The 17,689-nt window shown below is 63.4% G+C and carries 15 protein-coding genes and 1 riboswitch; of the genes, 4 read left to right on the top strand and 11 right to left on the bottom strand.

The window, feature by feature from the left end:
* Positions 1-3 precede the first annotated feature (3 nt).
* From DCC24_RS06715 to DCC24_RS06705, 3 genes are read left to right on the top strand one after another with little or no spacing between them, the layout of a single operon-like run.
* Complete coding sequence (locus tag DCC24_RS06715; RefSeq protein ID WP_110099154.1) at positions 4-894, top strand: ABC transporter ATP-binding protein; 891 nt, start codon at positions 4-6, stop codon at positions 892-894.
* Positions 891-1,952 carry an aliphatic sulfonate ABC transporter substrate-binding protein gene (locus DCC24_RS06710; protein ID WP_110099153.1) on the top strand — a complete coding sequence of 354 codons (1,062 nt, stop codon included), beginning with the start codon at positions 891-893 and terminating at the stop codon, positions 1,950-1,952. Before DCC24_RS06715 ends, DCC24_RS06710 begins: the two co-directional genes overlap by 4 nt.
* Positions 1,952-2,908: an ABC transporter permease gene (locus DCC24_RS06705; protein ID WP_110099152.1), complete on the top strand. Its 957-nt coding sequence runs from the start codon at positions 1,952-1,954 to the stop codon at positions 2,906-2,908. The genes DCC24_RS06710 and DCC24_RS06705 overlap by 1 nt, the downstream gene beginning before the upstream one ends.
* Here DCC24_RS06705 and DCC24_RS12650 read toward each other — a convergent pair.
* The 10 genes from DCC24_RS12650 to DCC24_RS06655 all read right to left on the bottom strand — a co-directional run bounded on the left by DCC24_RS12650 (position 2,905) and on the right by DCC24_RS06655 (position 14,430).
* A complete protein-coding gene (locus DCC24_RS12650; RefSeq protein ID WP_110099151.1) occupies positions 2,905-3,687 on the bottom strand; it encodes an HNH endonuclease in 783 nt (260 codons plus the stop codon). The two genes, DCC24_RS06705 and DCC24_RS12650, sit on opposite strands and share 4 nt — an antisense overlap.
* Entirely contained in the window at positions 3,606-4,358 is a 753-nt protein-coding gene (locus DCC24_RS06695; protein ID WP_110099150.1) for a DUF222 domain-containing protein, read from the bottom strand. The genes DCC24_RS12650 and DCC24_RS06695 overlap by 82 nt, the downstream gene beginning before the upstream one ends.
* Positions 4,359-4,449: 91 nt before the next feature.
* Positions 4,450-5,295 (bottom strand): lytic transglycosylase domain-containing protein, encoded by an 846-nt coding sequence (locus DCC24_RS06690; RefSeq protein ID WP_233492008.1) that lies wholly within the window; start codon positions 5,293-5,295, stop codon positions 4,450-4,452.
* A gap of 12 nt (positions 5,296-5,307) precedes the next feature.
* The gene (locus tag DCC24_RS06685; protein ID WP_110099149.1) at positions 5,308-6,372 is read right to left on the bottom strand and encodes a WxL protein peptidoglycan domain-containing protein; all 1,065 of its coding nucleotides are present in this window, start codon (positions 6,370-6,372) and stop codon (positions 5,308-5,310) included.
* A gap of 103 nt (positions 6,373-6,475) precedes the next feature.
* Positions 6,476-8,020: an HtaA domain-containing protein gene (locus DCC24_RS06680; protein WP_110099148.1), complete on the bottom strand. Its 1,545-nt coding sequence runs from the start codon at positions 8,018-8,020 to the stop codon at positions 6,476-6,478.
* A 77-nt stretch (positions 8,021-8,097) separates the two neighbouring features.
* Positions 8,098-9,663, bottom strand: coding sequence for an HtaA domain-containing protein (locus DCC24_RS06675; RefSeq protein WP_110099147.1), 1,566 nt, complete (start codon positions 9,661-9,663; stop codon positions 8,098-8,100).
* 3 nt (positions 9,664-9,666) lie between these two features.
* The gene (locus tag DCC24_RS06670) at positions 9,667-11,223 is read right to left on the bottom strand and encodes a hypothetical protein (protein ID WP_110099146.1); all 1,557 of its coding nucleotides are present in this window, start codon (positions 11,221-11,223) and stop codon (positions 9,667-9,669) included.
* Complete coding sequence (locus tag DCC24_RS06665) at positions 11,201-12,106, bottom strand: heme ABC transporter ATP-binding protein (RefSeq protein ID WP_110099145.1); 906 nt, start codon at positions 12,104-12,106, stop codon at positions 11,201-11,203. Before DCC24_RS06665 ends, DCC24_RS06670 begins: the two co-directional genes overlap by 23 nt.
* A complete protein-coding gene (locus DCC24_RS06660; RefSeq protein ID WP_110099144.1) occupies positions 12,106-13,269 on the bottom strand; it encodes an iron ABC transporter permease in 1,164 nt (387 codons plus the stop codon). The genes DCC24_RS06665 and DCC24_RS06660 overlap by 1 nt, the downstream gene beginning before the upstream one ends.
* 9 nt (positions 13,270-13,278) lie before the next feature.
* Positions 13,279-14,430: a hemin ABC transporter substrate-binding protein gene (locus DCC24_RS06655; RefSeq protein ID WP_110099143.1), complete on the bottom strand. Its 1,152-nt coding sequence runs from the start codon at positions 14,428-14,430 to the stop codon at positions 13,279-13,281.
* Positions 14,431-14,715: 285 nt separating this feature from the next.
* Positions 14,716-14,816, top strand: a riboswitch (SAM riboswitch).
* Positions 14,817-15,036: 220 nt separating this feature from the next.
* Between DCC24_RS06655 and acs the strand changes: the two genes are divergently transcribed.
* Positions 15,037-17,013, top strand: a complete 1,977-nt coding sequence (gene acs, locus DCC24_RS06650) for an acetate--CoA ligase (RefSeq protein WP_369860040.1) — start codon at positions 15,037-15,039, stop codon at positions 17,011-17,013.
* Here acs and DCC24_RS06645 read toward each other — a convergent pair.
* On the bottom strand, positions 17,010-17,672 hold the full coding sequence (locus DCC24_RS06645; protein WP_110099142.1) for a TetR/AcrR family transcriptional regulator: 663 nt from the start codon (positions 17,670-17,672) through the stop codon (positions 17,010-17,012). The genes acs and DCC24_RS06645 overlap by 4 nt on opposite strands.
* Positions 17,673-17,689 lie beyond the last annotated feature (17 nt).

The following is a 17,689-nucleotide window of genomic DNA, read 5'->3' as shown; positions in this document are numbered from 1 at the left end:
GTGATGTACGTGCCTTCTGTTGCTTCGTCCACCCCCGGCGCCGGTGCCTCCGGTCAACCCCTTTCCAGTACCTACGGTCAACTCGCGTCCGGTTCACAACTATCGGTCACCTTCGACCACGTCGGGCGTAGCTTTACCACCGACGCCGGGACACGCACCATTCTGCGCGATATGTCGTTCACGGTTGCTCCCGGGGAGATCTTATCGATCATCGGAGCCTCCGGATCGGGAAAATCCACGTTGCTTCGCATCGTGGGGGGCCTGGATACCGAAAACACCGGGCACGTGCTGATCGGTGGCGACACGGTAGTAGCCTATGACCCCCGAACCGCTGTCGGATTCCAAGAGCCCCGACTGTTGCCGTGGCGTAGCATTGCCGCCAATGTAGCGCTCGGGCTACCCCGTGGCACCGGTCGGCGGGCCGGTCGCGAGCGCGTGGCCGAACTCCTTGAGCTGGTCGGGCTCGGGCAGGTGGCCAAGCACCGGCCTCGAGAAATTTCCGGAGGTATGGCCCAGCGCGCTTCTCTGGCCCGGGCGCTGGCACGGAGCCCGGAAGTGTTGCTACTGGACGAGCCTTTCGGCGCCTTGGACGCGCTGACCAGGATCAACATGCAACAGCTATTACTGGATGTGCATGCTGCCACCAACACCACGATCTTGTTGGTCACCCACGACGTGGATGAGGCCCTACACTTATCCGATCACATCATGTTGCTGGGCTCGGACCAGTCTGGGCAGCCCGGAGCGACAGTGCAGGAGATCTGCCAGGTTCCCGGTGCCCGGCCACGGGATCTCTCCACCCCAGAACTCGTCGACCTCGCCCGGCATCTGTACGAAGGGCTGGGCGTGACCGAATCGAGCGCTACCACCGACACAGCGGGGGCAGGACGATGACATTCCAGTTTCTCCGCGGTGGTGTGGCCACTGCGAGCGTTCTTGCGCTGTCGGTGACCCTGTCCGGCTGTCTGGTCGGTGAAGGATCGGGGTCCATCGATAATCCTGACGACACGCTGACCCTGGACTACGCGACGTATTCTCCGCTGAGCTTGATCATCAAAGATCAGGGCTGGCTCGAAGATGAACTGACCGATCAGGGGATCTCAGTGGAGTGGGTCTATTCAGCCGGTTCGAATAAGGCCAACGAGAACCTGCGAGCCGAAGCCATCGATATCGGGTCGGCTGCGGGATCGGCCTCTTTGCTCAACCGTGCCAATGGGGCTCCGGTCAAGACCATTGCCATCACCAATCAACCGGAATGGTCGGCGCTGGTGACTGCAGCGGATGCCGACATCAGCTCGGTAGCAGACCTTGCCGGGGGCACCGTGGCAGCCACCCGTGGCACCGATCCGTTCTTCTTCTTGATTCAAGCTCTGCAAGAGCACGGCGTGGACCCAGCAAGCGTGGAAATCCAGAATCTGCAACACGCCGATGGCCGGCAGGCCATGGAGCAAGGGTCGGTGGATGCCTGGGCCGGGTTGGATCCGATCATGGCTGGGGCCGAAGCCGAGGGGGCACAGCTGATGTATCGGGACGTGGCGCTGAACACCTACAACTTCCTCAACGCCACCGAGGAGTTTGTTCAGGACCATCCTGACCGGGCGCAACTGGTGGTCGATACCTATGAGCGGGCCCGACAGTGGGCCCTGGAGCATCCCCAGGAAACCGCGGAAATTCTGGCCGAGGAGGCCGGCATCGAGATCGAGGTGGCCGAAACGGTGATCTTTGAACGTTCGAACCTGGATATTTCACCGGTGCCTGGCCCGGATCAGCTGTCGGTGTTGCGCACCATCGGCCCCATCTTCGTCGAAACCGCAGATGTTGATCGGCCCGAACATATTCAGACCGCTTTGGACGAGATTTTTGAGCCCCGGTTTGCCGAGCAGGCGCAGCATGCTGGCAACTATCAGCACACCGGGGAGACTGCACCCACTGAGAAGAGCACTGATCACTGATGAGCACTCACAGCACAAAAACTGTCACGACATCAACATCGTCAGCATCGGCCTCCGGTCGCTCTGGTAGCGCCGGCACCCCTGAAACCGCTGGTCAGGCTGGTCAGACCCTCAGCGTTGACCGTTCGGGAGCAGGGGCCAGGGTTCGGTCGGGTCACGCAGAAAAGCCACGGGATCAACGAGGCGGGCGCTCCTGGTGGTTGGGCACCACCGCGGGGCGGGTTGTGCTCGGGCTGATCGTGCCCGTCGGGCTGTTGCTGATGTGGTGGGGTGTCACCGCCGCCGAGGTCTTCAACCCGGTACAGCTGCCTTCTCCGTTCCAGGTCATCGATGCCGGTGTGGTGCTGGCAGAACGTGGCGATCTCGGGTTTCACATCCTGATCTCGTTGCAGCGGGTGCTCCTTGGTTTCGGCATCGGTGCCGCATTGGGGCTGGTATTCGGGGCCGTGCTGGGTTTAAACCGATGGGCTGAGGCGATGCTGTCCCCGATCCTGGGCGCGCTCCGGGCGGTGCCGTCACTGGCGTGGGTGCCCCTGTTGATCCTGTGGTTGCAGATCGGGGAGAATTCCAAGGTCACGCTGATCGCCATTGGGGCATTCTTTCCCGTGTTCACCACGGTCTTTTCGGCTCTGAAACACGTGAACCCACAGCTGGTGGAGGCCGGCAGAGCCTTCGGCTATCACGGGTTGCGACTCTTAGGCACCGTCCAGTTGCCGGCCGTGGTGCCGTCGATCTTTTCCGGGCTACGCCTTGCCTTGGCACAGGCGTGGTTGTTCGTCGTGGCTGCCGAGCTGATTGCCTCCTCGATGGGGCTGGGCTTCTTGCTCACGGATTCGCAGAACAACGGTCGGACCGACCGACTGATTCTGGCGATCATTCTGCTGGCGGTGATTGGCAAAATCACCGATGCGTTACTGGGTCTGTTGGAGAAGTGGGCCATCAAGCGGTGGGCCTAGAACGGTGGCGGGCCGTCGGTGCTAAAAGGGTCCGGGACGTCATCCGGTCCATGTTCGATTGCCTCCAGCGGGATCAGGGTATCGGGAGCTGGCGGATCGGGAGCTGGCGGATCGGGATCGGAGAGGTCGAGGCCGGGTAGCACTGGCGGGGTAGGGCGTCGGTAACGGTGGCCCGTCGGGGTTTCGACGGTCATGTCGGCGACGGTGGAGTGGTGTTTCCAGTGTTTCTTTTCTTTGGTCTGATTGCACACCCGACACAGTCCCTGGCCGTTGGCGAAGGAGGTCGGGCCACCGTCGGCAAAGCGTGTGGCGTGATCGAGTTCGTGGATGGGGTTCTCGCAACCCGGGGTGCGGCAGAGATCGTCGCGCAGGCGAATGAGTTCTTTCAGCCCGGGAGGAAAGAGTCGGGCGGAGGATTCCATCGCGACCAAATGGCCGGTCTGAGGGGCGGTAAACAACCGGTTGAGCAGGACGTTGGCCTCGGGGTTCGCAACCCACTGCCGAGCGATGTAGGCCGGCAGAGTGCCGACCCCGGGGATACGGGCCACGGTGTCATCGGTGCCAAAGAGCGTACGGTCGGTCATCACGAGTTTGACCTGGACGGGGATGGCCGGGGCGGAGGATTGGCCGGTGAGACGTTCGACCAGCAGGTCGGCGATAAGTTGTTCTTCGCTGCGGGTGTCCTCGCCGGTACGGATCATCCGGCGGGCGTCGCGTTGGAGCGTGGCGTGGCAGGCGGCGGCTTGTTCGGCGGGAAGATAAGCGTTGAGCGTTCCCATCCCGGACCAGCGGGGCCGGTTTTCACATTGCGTTTGGTGCGGTTGGTGGAGGCCTGGCGATCCATGGTCTCGGGATCGAGGCGCTGGGCATGGGCTTGAGCGCGCTGTCCCAGTTCGGCTGGGGTCAGCGTCGCGTAGTCGCCGGCCAGGTGCTGATCGATGGTGCGACGGTGGTCAGCATCGACTCCTTGGGTGTCACGGACCAAGGTCAGGGCGGCGGCTTCTGACAGTCCCCCGTTGGTCATGGAGTGCAAGGCCTCGGGCAGAGAATCGGCCAGTGTCCGGGCGGCACGCAGTAGCTTGGCTCCGGTACGGTGGTCCACGCGACGGGCGAGCGCAATTTCGGCGCCGAGCCCGGAGCCACGGCGTAAGGCCGGGATGTTGTCGGCGGTTTCGGCCTCGATACGCAGGGCGGACAGCTGGGCGGTGAGTGTGGCTTTGATCCCGTCCAGAGTGCGGGTGAGATCTTCGGCAGCAGCCAGCAAATCAATGGCATCAGCCTGGTCGGTCAGCGACAGGGTGACGAGCTGGTCGCGGAGTTGATCGCCCGTGTTGTGGAAGGCATCGAGCAACTCAGCGGCGGGCGTGACGGTATCCTGATCCGCAGGTGCCGAGTGATCCGGCTGGACTGGATGAGCCGGCTGGGTTGGTGGAGGGAACTGAGCTGTCATACCGATGACGGTAGGAGATCGTTGCCAGCCAGGGTAGCCGTAGCGCGGCAACGGTGGAGAAAGCCGGCGAGTGTCCCACGTGTGTGGAGAACTAGCTGGCGGTGATCTCGGCGGCTGCTACCCTGTACCGTTCGGCGGTGGCGGCCACGTCGGCTTGGTAGTGCACCGAATTGTTGTAGGACCGGATCGCTGCGATCCACTCTTGAGAGCCTTCGAGCCCGGCGCGAGAGTGACACAGATAGCGGGCGGCGGTATAGGCGGCATCATCGATCTGATGAGGGTCGGCCACGCCGTCGCCCGAACCGTCTGCACCCCAACGGGCCCAGGTCTCGGGGATGAACTGCATCGGGCCGACAGCGCGATCGTACACCTCGTTTTGATCGAGTTCTCCCCCGTCAGTGTCGGGGACGTGAGCGGTATGGCCAGTGCCGTCCAGGGGGACGCCGTAGATCTTGGGGGTGACACGGCCATCGTCGGCCACCGAGCCACCCTGCAGAGTGCCGTGCTGGGACTCGATCCAGCCAATACCGGCCAGGGTGTTCCAGCCCACCGCGCACTGTTGTTCCTCGCGGACCCGTCGATCGGCGCTTGCATAGGCCGACAGGGCCCGGGGCGGGATCCCGGTGGCCTCGGAGACGGCGTGTAGCCAGTCGGGGTCAATCTTGTCTGGTGTCTGAGTCGCATCGCGAGCAGTGGACTCGGCACCCGGGGCATCGACGGCGGCCATCGGGGCGATGGTTGCCGAAGCCTGGGCTTTGTCAGCGTCGGTCATCTCCGCGACCGGATCCTGGCCGGTGGTGGGGCCGATGCCGAGTTTCGTGGCCCAATCGGGGCGGAAAGCCAGCACACCGAAGGCCACGATGATCAGCAGAATCAGCACCGCGAGGGATCCGAAGAGCAGATCCCGCACGGTGGTTGAACGCTGGGAAGAGGCCATACGGTGGAGTCCTTACTGGCGGGGTGACTGAGGCTTGGCTGGATCGGCTTGCTGGGTGTGGCGTCGGCGGGTGATCACCACGTAGGCAATAATCCCTCCGCTCACGACGAGAAGCACCACCAGGGTACCCCACGGGATGATGATCCCGGATCCGTTGGCTTCAACGGGTTCGCCCAGGGCACCTGAGACGGCTTCTGGGGTGAGCTTGACGGTGGCGTGATGGTAGCCGATCGGCCAGATGGTGGCTCGTTCTTCCACGATCCCGGTGCCGGAGGGCATCAGTTCCAGCACGGTACTGGAGTCTTGATCGGTGGCATCGGATTCATGGACGGCGCCCAGCCAGACCGAGTTGTCGGGGTTGATCCGGGTGAGCGCATTGCCGGTATTGGTGACTTCATACCGCACAGTGGCTTCCACAGGTGCGAAGGGTATCCAGGCCACCGGGGCATCGACAATGCTGATCTCGTTGATCTCCAGCGCCGGGACGATCTCGCCGTCGACGGTGATCCTGATTTGGGAGGCCAGCCGGTGGTTGACTGCGACCTGGCCGTCGCCTTCCGAGAGCCGGGAGGTGACCACTCCGCCCAGGTGGTCTCCGGGTGTGGCATCAGCGGGGACCTCGATCGTGAAGGCCACGGTCTTGGATTCGCCGGGGGCGACGGTGATGGACTCGGTCTCCACGGTGCCCCAGATTTCCAGGCCGGTGGGCTCTTGGGCGGGTTCTTTCAGGGACAGTGTGCCATCCACGGAAGTTTCGGCATCGGCGATGGTGGTGTTGAGGGTGAGCTCTTCGGCGCCGTAATTGACCACGACCATCTGGTCTTCAATGGTCTCACCGGCAGAGACCTGGTAGGCAAACGAGCTGCGACCGGTGCCGTAGTCGTTATCTGCCGGGGCGATCCCCCAGGTCTCGGTCTGATCCGGGGAAAGGCTCTGGTCGGTAGCAGGGATCTCAGCCGAGGCAGGGGTTTCAGGCGTGGCAGCGGTGGCAACGGTGGGGGTGTACGGGATCAAGCACAGCAGCGCTGATAACAGGGTGGTGATCACGGCTGCGGGGACAGTCAGGCGGGTGGTCATGGTGCTCCGGGTGGTGAAAAAGGATCCGAGGCCTCGGTGAGGTGCGACCCCGTGGGGCACAACACCTCACCGAGGCTGTCGGGTGGTGTAATACTCTGCTGGGCTACTTCGCGATGGCGGTCACGGTCAGCACCGAGCGGTAGTTCCCACCGGAGGGGATATTCTGTTGCAACACGTTGAGGTTCAGTTCCGCACCCAGGGTGGTCTTTTCACCGGTGGCGCCGGTGGCGGTAGCCAGCGTGCGGTTGGCGGCCAAACCGTTCTCCACATTGGGCTTCACCTCGGCACCGGCTCGTGCTGTCTGACCGGTTTGGGTCACCCGCGGCACCCAGCCCAGGGCGGCTGCGCCGAAGGATTCAGTTCCCGCGGCGTTCTGGAAGGCCGAGGCCTGTCCGGTCACGTTCCAGCCCTGAGAGTTCGAGCGGGTATCGAGCACGGTGGCCTCGGGCAGGCGACCGGAGGCCACCACCCCACCAGCCTGATCCACTTCACCCTGGCCCAGGGAGGTCTGGTTCTTCTCGATGGTCAACTTGAACGCGCCGGTGGGGGTGTCATCACCGTCACCATCGCCGGGGCCTTCATCGGGTCCGCCGGGGTTGCCAGGGCCAGGTTGGTTCTGATCAGCATCGGGGATGGTCACATCGGTATCGACACATTCGGTGTTCTCACCGTCAGCTGCCCCGGCGGTGGTGCAATCTTCATGCTCGGGGGTCGGCTGGGCCGGGGCTTCCACCTTGGGGTAGGACACCGAGATCGGGGCGGCCGGTTTCTTGGGGTCGACCTGGCCGCCGGTGGAGTACCAGTACCCGGCCTGGCCAGTGCCGACGTTGAAGTCCACTGTATCCTGGGGGAAGGAACCCCAGTGTTTGCCCTCCCGCTTCTGCGGGTTGGAGGGGCCGTTGGCTTCAACCTCAACCGCAACGCCCAGGTAATCGGGCTTGATCTCGATCCCGGTCTCGGTCACGTCGACATCGGAGAAGGTGGCCACGGTAGCGTTGTACATCGGATCGAGCTTGACCCACTTGGACAGATCGTACATATCAGCGCCGTAACCGGTCAGGGTCGCGGTCAGTTCGCCCTTGCCGTTGGTGACGGTCAGCTTCGGATCGTTGATGCTCCAGTAGGTCATCCCGCCATAGAACACGGTGGTGAAGGAACCGTCCCAGGAGATCTCGGCGTTCTCGCCTTCGGGATCAACGGTGCCGGAACCGGCGGCAATATTAGCCTGATTCCAGGAAGAGGAGCCCGGGGCTGTTTTCAAACGGTTTCCGGCAGGCTCACCATCGGCGGTGATGGATTCAAAATTCCGGGCCGCCCAGGTGGCTGGCACCTGGTTTCCCTGGGCATCCGGGCGGGTGATGGTGACGTTGCCGTCGCGATTCGTGAAGTACTTGGCGTCCTTCTTTTCATCCCAAACGGTGGCACCGCGGTTCTGATCGCCGTGCACATTGCCGACCTCGCCGGCCACCAGCCAGTTGGCGCCACCGAAGAAGGCACCGCCACCGGCTTCTTCGTTGACGGCCCAGCTAAACTGCACGTCGCTGACCGGGAGGTTCTGATCGGCGTTGGCGTCGGTGGCGGTCAGGCCACCGGCCAATAGCGCGATACCGGCGACACCGCCCAACAGGCGTGTGATCTTGTTCTGCATGTCTCTCCTTGCGTGGTGAGTTGATGGATTGATCGGTTGAAGGGTTGGCAGGAAAGGGGACTGTGGTGGTGGCAGGGTCAGTTTTTCCAGGGCAGTACGAGCCAGCCGCGCCAGAAGGCTAGACCGGTGCCGGCGCCGATCACCAGCAGTCCGGCCAGCGCCCACAGGAAGGCTTCGCGGTGATCCTGCATGAATTGCGCGACGTCGTCGGGGATCAAGTTGCCTCCCAGCCAGTCAATGTCTTGGGCGGCTACGGGCTGCCCGTAGGAAGTTTTGGCTTCCTCGGCGGCTTGAGCGGCCGCGTTGGCATCGGCGAGTCCAGTGGCTTCTGGCGCGGCCGGGTGACCCATGGCGGCCAGCAGCGCACTGAGATCCAGCGGTTCGTAACTGGCGGTGGTCGAGGGCCCGGTGGGAGAGGCCCAGCCGGCTGAGGGGACCCGAGCGCTACCGGCCGGGTTCCTGACGGTCTGCAACGGTGCCTGGGGCGCGGGCGGCTGGGTCGCCTCACTGGGTTCCGTCAGCTGTGGGGGGACCTCGGTGGCGCTGCCGGACGAGATCGGGCGGGTGGCGTCGAAGGAGACAGTGATCGGAGTCGGGGGTTTGGCCGGGTCACGCAGCCCACCTGTGGTGTACCAGTAGCCGGCTTGACCGGTCAGGACCTGGAAGTCCACGAACTGTTGGGGGAAAGAACCCCAGTTGGGTTCGTTGCGGTTTTGCGGATTGGAGGGACCCACCGCGGCAACATCAACTTTCACCCCGCGGTAGCGAGGGGTAGTGGTCAACCCGTTGAGTTGTTTGGTCTGTGGGTCGGTTTTCATTGACACGGAGTTGATGGTGGCCATGGGCACCTTTTTGTGGGTTTCCAGCACCGTCCATTTGGACAGGTCGTACATGTCCGCGCCGTACCCACCCAGGTCCGCGGTGAGCGTGCCCTGGCCGTTGGTGAGCTCTAGCACCGGGTCGGTGGCCCACCAGTAGGTCATCCCGCCGTAGAACACCACCGTAAAGCTCCCCTTCCACTTGATCCGGAGAGTATCGGTGGTGGCATCGTAGTGGCCTTGACCACCATCGATCACGACTTCGGCCTGGGTGCCGGTTTCTGCGGGGTTGGTCAGCACCGTGCGGGGTGTCGAACCGGTGAGATCCTGGCATTTGTTCTTCCAGGTGGGGGTGGTCCACTGTGTGGCGCCGAGCCGTTTTTCGATCCGGACATTGCCCTCTTTGACCTTGAACAACCTGTCGTTGCTCCAGACCTCGGACCGGCCCCAGTTGCCGGCCTTTCCGGCTTGCAGCCAATTGCAGCCGCCGAAGAAGGCACCGGCGTTGGATTCGACGTTGATCCCCCACCGTAACTGGGCGTTGTCGATGGTGAGATTGCCTTGTTGGTCGGGGGTGACCCGGGCGTTGAGGCCCTCGGGAATCTCGACGCCAATATCGACCTGGCGACGTGAGGACCCCTGGGCGTCCGATGAGTCATCGAGTGAGGCGATGGCGGGGCTGGCGGCCAGCGGGACGCTGAGCAATGCGGTTAGGACCAACAGCAGTGCCGTCAACAATGCAGTCACCGCCGACGCGCGTCGTGGTGCACCGAGTCTGCGCAGACAGCGCCGAGTGGCTTGCCGGGTTGGGGTGGTGTTAGCCATGGCTCACCACCGGTCCGAGGAGCTGAGGTGGCGGTGGCGTCCACCGCCCGAGAGACGCTCAGCCGGCGCCGCTGCTGGCGAGGCGGCTGGCACGGTGGCGTAAGGGTCTTGGCTGGCCGAGATCTCCTCGGTCATCTGGGTGGCGTCATCATATTCCTCCAGTTCGGGTTCTGGATCGACATCGTGCTGCTGGTCGTATTCGTCGTATGGGTCAGATTGGTCACGCTGCTCGGAGACAGTTGCTCGGGCCCGACGGCGTTTGACCAAGGAGACGATGACGCAGACGATGACAAAGATCAGGATGGCCGCGGCCAGACACAAGACCGTGATGAAGGCCGGGGACCACCAGCTGGAGTTCTCGGCCGAGGTCGCGGTGGCGTTGGCCGCGACCGTGAATTGGGCTTCAACGGTTTGTTCCGAGGAGGCGCCGGTGAGTCGTAGCGTGTGGGTGCCCGGACTGGCATCGTCGGGGATCGGGATCGCTCCGGCTACTTCTCCTGTTGCACCGGCGGTCAACGGGCCGGCTCCAGAAGAACCATCGCCCAGGGTGACGACCACTTGCTCGCCCGGTTGGAAACCTTGCCCGGTGAAGCCCAGCACGTGACCGGCCTGGATGGCCTCTTGTTGTAGCCCGACGGTGGCAAAGGCGGCGTTGGCCTCAGCGGTGTTGTCGGTCAGTTCTTCTGCCTGTCCGGCGTCTACAGCGCCGGCGGAGTCGCCGGCCTCATCCTGTTCAGCTGGCTGTCCGTTGGCCAGATCAGCCGCAGCCGCATCGACGGCGGCCTGCTGAGGGTTCTCCACGGTTCCGGCCTGGCCGCCACCGCCAGTGTGGTGACCCGCAGCACTGCGGTTGGCGGCTGCAGCGGAGTCATCGACACTCACCGAGACGGTGTCGCCGGCAGCACCGACGATCTCGACCGGAGTGAAGGATTCATTGGACGGGTTGTGCACGCCGTGGGCGCCGATGGTGATGATCCCACAGGTGACTTTGGTGCAGTCCACGGTTTTTTGGTTGCCCTGACGGTCCACGGCGTTGAACTTCGCGCCCGGGGTACGCATGGTGAGCTTCCACGTCCCGTCGGCGGCCAGGGTTCCGCCGTTAGCGGCCGAAGCGGTGGATGAGCCGGGGAAGGTCACAAAGCGCAGGTAGCCGTTATTATCCTTGGCCTCGGTATCGGGGACGTACATGTAGTTCACGCCGGTCTTTCCACCCTGAGAGGGTTTCCACGAGCCACCGCGGGGATCATCCACCCAGCCGAAGGCCACGTAGATGCCGCCGAACCCGCCCTGCAGTGACTGGAAGCCCCGGCCACTGACGGTGATATCGGTGATGCCACTAGCGCGCACCTTGGCTTGGCCGTCCAGTCCGGAGATCGCCACCTGCGGGGCGGCAGAGGCACTGGAGGCTGTCAGTAGCTGGTGGCCGATGACTCCAGCCAGGCAGGCCACAGCGATGACCACAGCGAGCAGGCCCGCCAGCAGGTGAGCCGGCAGGCTAGTACGCACGGTACGCCCAGCGTGGGCCAGCGTGCGAGGTTCAGTGAAACAATGAGTTTTCATGAGTGCGACTTCCAGATGTCGTAGGTGATGGTGTGGGTGATAGTGCTGAGCGTCGGGGGCGGTCACGGACCGGGGCGATGATCAGCTCCCCGTTGGTGGGGTGTTGCAACACATCGACCGGATGACCGTAGACCTCGGTGATCAGCTGTGCGGTCAGCACCTGCTTCGGGGTTCCGGTGCGGATGTGGCGACCATTGCTGATCATCATGATCCGGTCGGCGTAGGCTGCGGCCACCGACAGATCGTGAATGACCACCACCACGGCTGCTCCGGCGTTCGCGCGTTGGCGGACGTGGGATAGCACGTGTTCTTGGTGGCGGATATCCATCGCGGCGGTGGGCTCGTCGAGGAGCAGCATCCGAGTCTCTTGGGCCAGGGTGCGGGCGAAGGTGGTGCGAGCTTTTTCGCCTCCAGACAGTTGCGGATAGGCGCGCTGGGCCAGTGGGGTGACCTCGGTGGCGTGCATGACCTCGTAGACCACGGCATCGTCACGGGCTTCTTCACCGGTGCCGGCCCAGGCGGCTCGACCCAATCGCACGACCTCACTGGCAGTAAAGGCAAAGGCGACCCGATTTTCTTGGAGTTGCACCGCGCGCAATCGGGCCATCTGGGCGGGGCGCAGCTCGGACAGCTCGGTTCCGTAGAGCGTCACGGTGCCGGCGCTCGGGGTGGTATCGCCGGTGAGCGTGGCCAAGAACGTCGATTTTCCGGCACCGTTGGGACCGGCTAGTGCGACGACTTCACCGGGGTAGACCTCCAAGTCCAGGTGGTCAATCAGGTACTGCTCCCCGATCGTCACGGACACGTTGTCGGCAACCAGCACCGGGGCGCGATGGTTGGGCCGGGAGTTCCGGATGGGGGCACCGTGAGCAGTGTGGGTCATTAGTTCCACCCCCCGGCGCCACGTCGGGTGCGACGAATCAAGTAGAAGAAGAACGGTCCACCGGCCAGAGCGGTCAGAATTCCGATCGGTAGATCCGCGTAGGGAATGATCGTGCGCGCAGCAGAATCGGCTGCCAGCAGGAGCACCGCTCCCCCGATGATCGAGGCGGGGAGTAGCACGCGGTGGCCGGGGCCGACGATCATGCGGATGATGTGGGGTACCACCAGGCCCACGAAGGCAATGATGCCGGAGAAGGCAACAGCCGCGGAGGTGATGACTGCCACGAGAATGATGATCTGTCGGCGTAGCGATTCCACATCGACTCCCAGGTGGCGGGCCTGGCGTTCACCCAGGGCCAGTAAGTCGAGCTGGCGGGTGTAGAACAGGCAGGCCCCGATACCGATCAGCATCACCGGGGCGGCGACGGAGATGTCTTGCCAGCGCGTGCCGTTCAGCGAACCCAGTTGCCAGAAGACGATTTCTTCGCGGGCGGAGGTGTCGCCGATGAAGGTCATCACCGCGGTGAGGGCTCCGGCCACCGCGTTGACCGCAACGCCGGTGAGGATCAGGGTGACCACTTCGGTACGACCGTTTTTGCGGGCGGTGAGATACACCAGGGTGGTGGCGAGCAGCCCGCCGATGAAGGCGCCACACACCAAAGTCCAGGCACCGAAGACACTCAGGCCCAGGGCGATGACCACCGAGGCGAAGGCAGCCGCACCGGCGGAGACCCCGACGATGCCAGGTTCGGCCAGGGGATTGCCGAACACGCCCTGCATCAGTACCCCGCCGGTGGCCAGTCCGGCGCCGACGATCACGGCGAGTGCCACCCGCGGGAAGCGCACATCCCATAGGGCGGCTTCGTAGTAGGTGTGCTCGGATTCGATGCCGGTTTCGATCCCGATCCCTCGAAGCACCGAGGAGATGACTTCTAGCGGTGCGATCTGCATCTGACCGATCCCGGCTGAGAGCAGGATCAGGGCGATAAGCAAGGCCGTGAGCACCACGAAGAGCCAGCGGGCGCGTCCGTGGGACTGGCTCTGCAACACTGTGCGGGTGGCAGCGGAGCTGAGCAGGCCGGTGTCGACGTTATCGCCCACGGTCTGATACGGGGCGAAGTACAGCGGAGTTGCCGGAGTCGTCTGGGTAGCCGGGGTCTTCATGGGCAGGCTCTACTCTTCGGTGGAGGTACCTGATTCGTCGGTGGAGGTACCTGCGGAGTCGGGTGCGTAGATGGCCACGGCGAGCGCTTCGAGGATGCCGGCGGTGTTGGGGCCAAAGGAGAGCACTTCGTAGTCGGACATGTCGACAATCCGGCGCTTTTTGCCGGCGGGAGTGTGTGCGAGAGCGGGCACGGCAGTCATCAACCCATCGACTCCGTCGACCGATTCGAGCCCCTTGGTCATCATCAACACCAGATCGGGTTGGGCTTCCACGATCGCTTCGTCGGTCATCGGCATCATGCCCTCCCAGCCGATCTCATCGGCCACGTCGATCCCACCGACACCTTTGATCAACGAATCGGTGCCGGAGCCGGGCCCGAAGATGTAGTAGACCCCAGCCTGGCCACGGACGTAAAGGAACATCATGCGTAACTTCTCGTCGTCGGATTCGGGCACGTACTGCTGGATTTCTGCCAGCATCTGATCGGTGTCGGCTTGGATGCGTTCGGCGAGCTTTTGGCCTTCTTCGGGTACGCCCAGGGCTTCGGCGATCTGCATGGTGAGTTCGTCAACGGTGTCGACATCGCGCTTGGAGTCGATAGCAACCACCGGAATACCGGCATCGCGCATCTGCAACATCACGTCCCAGGGTCCGAGGGAGGTGTCGGTGATGATCACGGTCGGAGCCAGCTCGAGGATGGCTTCGGCGTTGAGATCGTGCCCGTTTTCGGTTACCAACGGTTTTTCGGCGATCTCGGCAAAACCCGAAGAGATATCGCGGCCAACCACATGATCGCCGAGGCCGAGCTCATAGACGGTCCGAGAGGCGGTGCCGTAGAGGTCCACCGCCAGAATCCGGGAGGTGTCGGTCACGGTGACTTGGGTGCCTTGGGCGTCGGTGACGGTAACCGGCAACTGGGATTGTGGGTTGGTGGCGATCGGGTCGATCGCCGAATTGGCCAAATGCGCGGTGGTGGGGCCTTCGTAATCCTTGGGGTTGTCGATGAACTGAGCGTTGTCCAGGGCCTGGCCAACATCAACGGTGCCACTAGCCTGACCGCCACAACCGGTGATAACAAACAGCAGGGTGGCTAGCAGGGCTGCCAGTGTGGCGCGCTGGCCACTGCGTGATGTTCTCGGTGCGTGTTCGACGGTCTGCACGGTAGGTGACCTCTTCTCGACGGGATCGTATCCGGCGGGTTGATGGTGAATACTCAAAGCTCACGGCAAGCTTAGCCTCACCTATCTTTTTTTGGCAAATATAGCGACTGTATGTACAAATGCTAAGTCTTTCCTACTTTTAGCGCAGATATCAGCTTCTAGGGCGTTCTCGCCGACCACAAGCCGGCCCGCGACGGGTCGGTGTTGTTGCTGATCTCACAAGATGTCGGTCTGCGACACCTCGGTGTTGACCGCTTGATCGACGACCTAGACTAGAGGGCAGTACGACCATCCAGAGCGGTAGCAGAGATCTGGCTCGATGACGCCGCAGCAACCACCGACTGCATTGTCGATTCGGCAGGTGCTCATGCCAGAAGCGATGGAAGGAAGGATCGATTTATCGTGTCCGCAACACCCACTGAGCATTCCGCGTCCCACCCCTCTGATCGGGAGATCTTTCAGTCCCTGATCGCCGAGCCCGACCAGGTTGATCAGCGGTATCCGGCCGGGTTGGCCACACAGCTTTTGACCTCTGAGTACCAGCCACTCACCCCGGAGCAGACCGGACTGCCAGGCATCGTGCCCGGACCGTTGCCCGCCGAGATCGTGGACGCCGCCGATCCGGATGTGCATCCCGGTCGAGATCCCGAGCTCTTACACGGCGGTCGCGGCGATGGACAGCCAGTGGACGAGCGGGCGCGGATCGCCTTCTGGGAGGCTGCCGCCCAACGGTTGGACTGGCACGAGCCATTCGACACGGTACACACCTGGACCAATCCTTCACCAGCCGCCGAACGTGGCCCGGTGATGCGGTGGTTTTCCGGTGGCAAGCTCAATGTGGCGGTGAATTGCCTGGATCGGCACGTGGACAACGGTCTGGGCGAGAAGGTGGCCCTGTATTTTGAGGGCGAGCCCGGCGATCGGCGGGCGGTGACCTACCGGCAGTTGCTCGCCGAGGTCTCTCAGACCGCCCATGCGCTAACCGAGCTGGGCATTGGCCCCGGCGATCGCGTGGTGGTCTATCTGCCGGTGCTGGTCGAGACCGTGGTGATCGCACTGGCGTGTGCCCGCATTGGGGCGGTGCACTCACTGGTCTTCGGCGGTTTTTCGGCCGAAGCCCTGAAGTTCCGGGTGGAGAATACCGCGGCGAAGTTGCTGGTCACCTCCGATGGGCAGTTCCGGCGGGGCAAAGCCGTACCGGTCAAAGACGCGGCCGATGCCGCGGTAGCCGGGGAAAACAACATTGAGCACGTGCTGGTGCTCAACCGCACCGGTCATCAGGAGGAGATCACCTGGGTGCCGGGTCGAGACGTGTGGTGGCACGAGATCGTGGATCGGCAGCCTGCGACCCACACCCCGGAGTTTTTTGACGCCGAGCACCCGCTGTTCATCATGTACACCTCGGGCACCACCGGTCAGCCGAAAGGACTAGTGCATACCTCGGCCGGCTATCTCACCCAGGCGTCGTGGTCCTATGACTACCTGTTCTCGAATCTGGATATCGCGGCCCGGGACCAGGACGTGCATTGGTGCACCGCCGATCTAGCGTGGGTCACCGCCCATACCTACGAACTCTACGGCCCCCTATCGAATGGGGTCACGCAGGTGATTTATGAGGGGGTGCCCAACCAGCCACATCCGGGCCGGCACTTTGAGGTAATCCAGCGTTACGGGGTGACCAGCTATTACACCGCCCCGACGCTGATCCGGTCGCTGATGGGCTGGCACCCCGACGGGGTGGAGCCCGGCTATGATTTGAGCAGTATTCGGCTACTCGGGACCGTGGGTGAGGCAGTCAACCCTGAGGCCTGGCGGTGGGCGCGCACCCAGCTCGGTGGTGGCCAGGTCCCGATGGTCGATACCTGGTGGCAGTCCGAAACCGGTGCGACGGTGCTCTCACCGCGACAGGATGACACGGAGTTCAAACCCGGGTGTGGCTCCCGGCCGTTGCCCGGGGTCCACACCGCGGTGGTCGATGACAACGGGCACCCGACCCCAGCCGGTCAGCAGGGCGTGGTGGTGATCACCCGACCCGGACCAGCGATGGCACGGACCGTGTGGGGCAATCCGGCGCGGTTCTTTAACTCGTACTGGAAGGACTACGCCGATGCGGAAGACTCCCGTGGCTGGTTTGTGGCCGGTGACGGGGCGAAGGTGGATGCCGACGGGGACACCTGGATTCTGGGCCGGATTGACGATGTGATCAACATTTCCGGTCACCGGTTATCCACCATCGAGATCGAGTCCGCCTTGGTGACACACCCGCAGGTGGTTGAAGCCGGCGTCACCCCGGTACCGGATGCCAAAACCGGTCACGCTGCGATCGCTTTTGTGGTCACGCGGGACGGATTTGCCGGCGAGGATGCGGTGGCCGAGTTACGTGAGCTGGTTTCGCAGGCGATCGGCCCGGTGGCCAAACCCAAGGACATCGTGGTCGTCCCGGACGTACCCAAGACGCGTTCGGGCAAGATCATGCGACGGCTACTCACGCAGCTCTACACCGGGGACACCCTCGGTGATACCACCAGCCTGCAAAACGAGCCGGCCGTGGCCAGTATTGCCGAGGTCCTGGCCACCCGCTAGACGCTCACACACCGCCGATCGGTGGGTAACTCTTCCGGTGCCTGGATGCATCCGGCGGTGGCGCGGGCGATACGCACGTGAATTGCGCAGACCTGATCCAAACTCAGCGGACCGTCTTGGCGGTACCAGCGCGAAATGCCCAGGCAAATGCTGACCACAGCTCGGGCCACATCCCCGGGGTCTCGGGTGGTGAATACCCCGGCGGCGATGCCCTCATCAACCACCCGGCGCACGAGATCCTGTTCGCGACGGCGCTGGGCAATGTGATGGTCACGGGCATCGCCGTTCAGCGCACGAATCTCGGTAAACGACACGAAGGCTACCGCGGCAAAGTCGGCGTGGAACTGCACGAGGCATTCCACCAGCGCATCATAACGGTCCAGCGGGTCAGGACCAGCATGGTCAACAGCCCGCTGTGACGCATCGATCAGCTCATGCATCGCCACGTTACAGATCTCGACCAAAATCTCGTGTTTTGAGCCGAAATGGTGATAGATCCCGGGCACCGAAAGCCCAGCCGTTTGGGCGATCTTGCGAATACTGGTGCCGTGATACCCGCTCACCGCAAAGCAGCTCAGCGCTGCTTGGGCAATGGGATGTAGCGGAAGTTGTAGCGGCAACATGCGCGGATGAATTGTGACCACCTCATCTTTGTCCATGAGTACCCTCCTGGTAG

This window comes from Auritidibacter sp. NML100628 (assembly GCF_003185985.1).
GTDB classification, from domain to species: Bacteria; Actinomycetota; Actinomycetes; order Actinomycetales; family Micrococcaceae; genus Auritidibacter; species Auritidibacter ignavus.
This window is presented reverse-complemented; position numbering and strand designations above follow the sequence as displayed.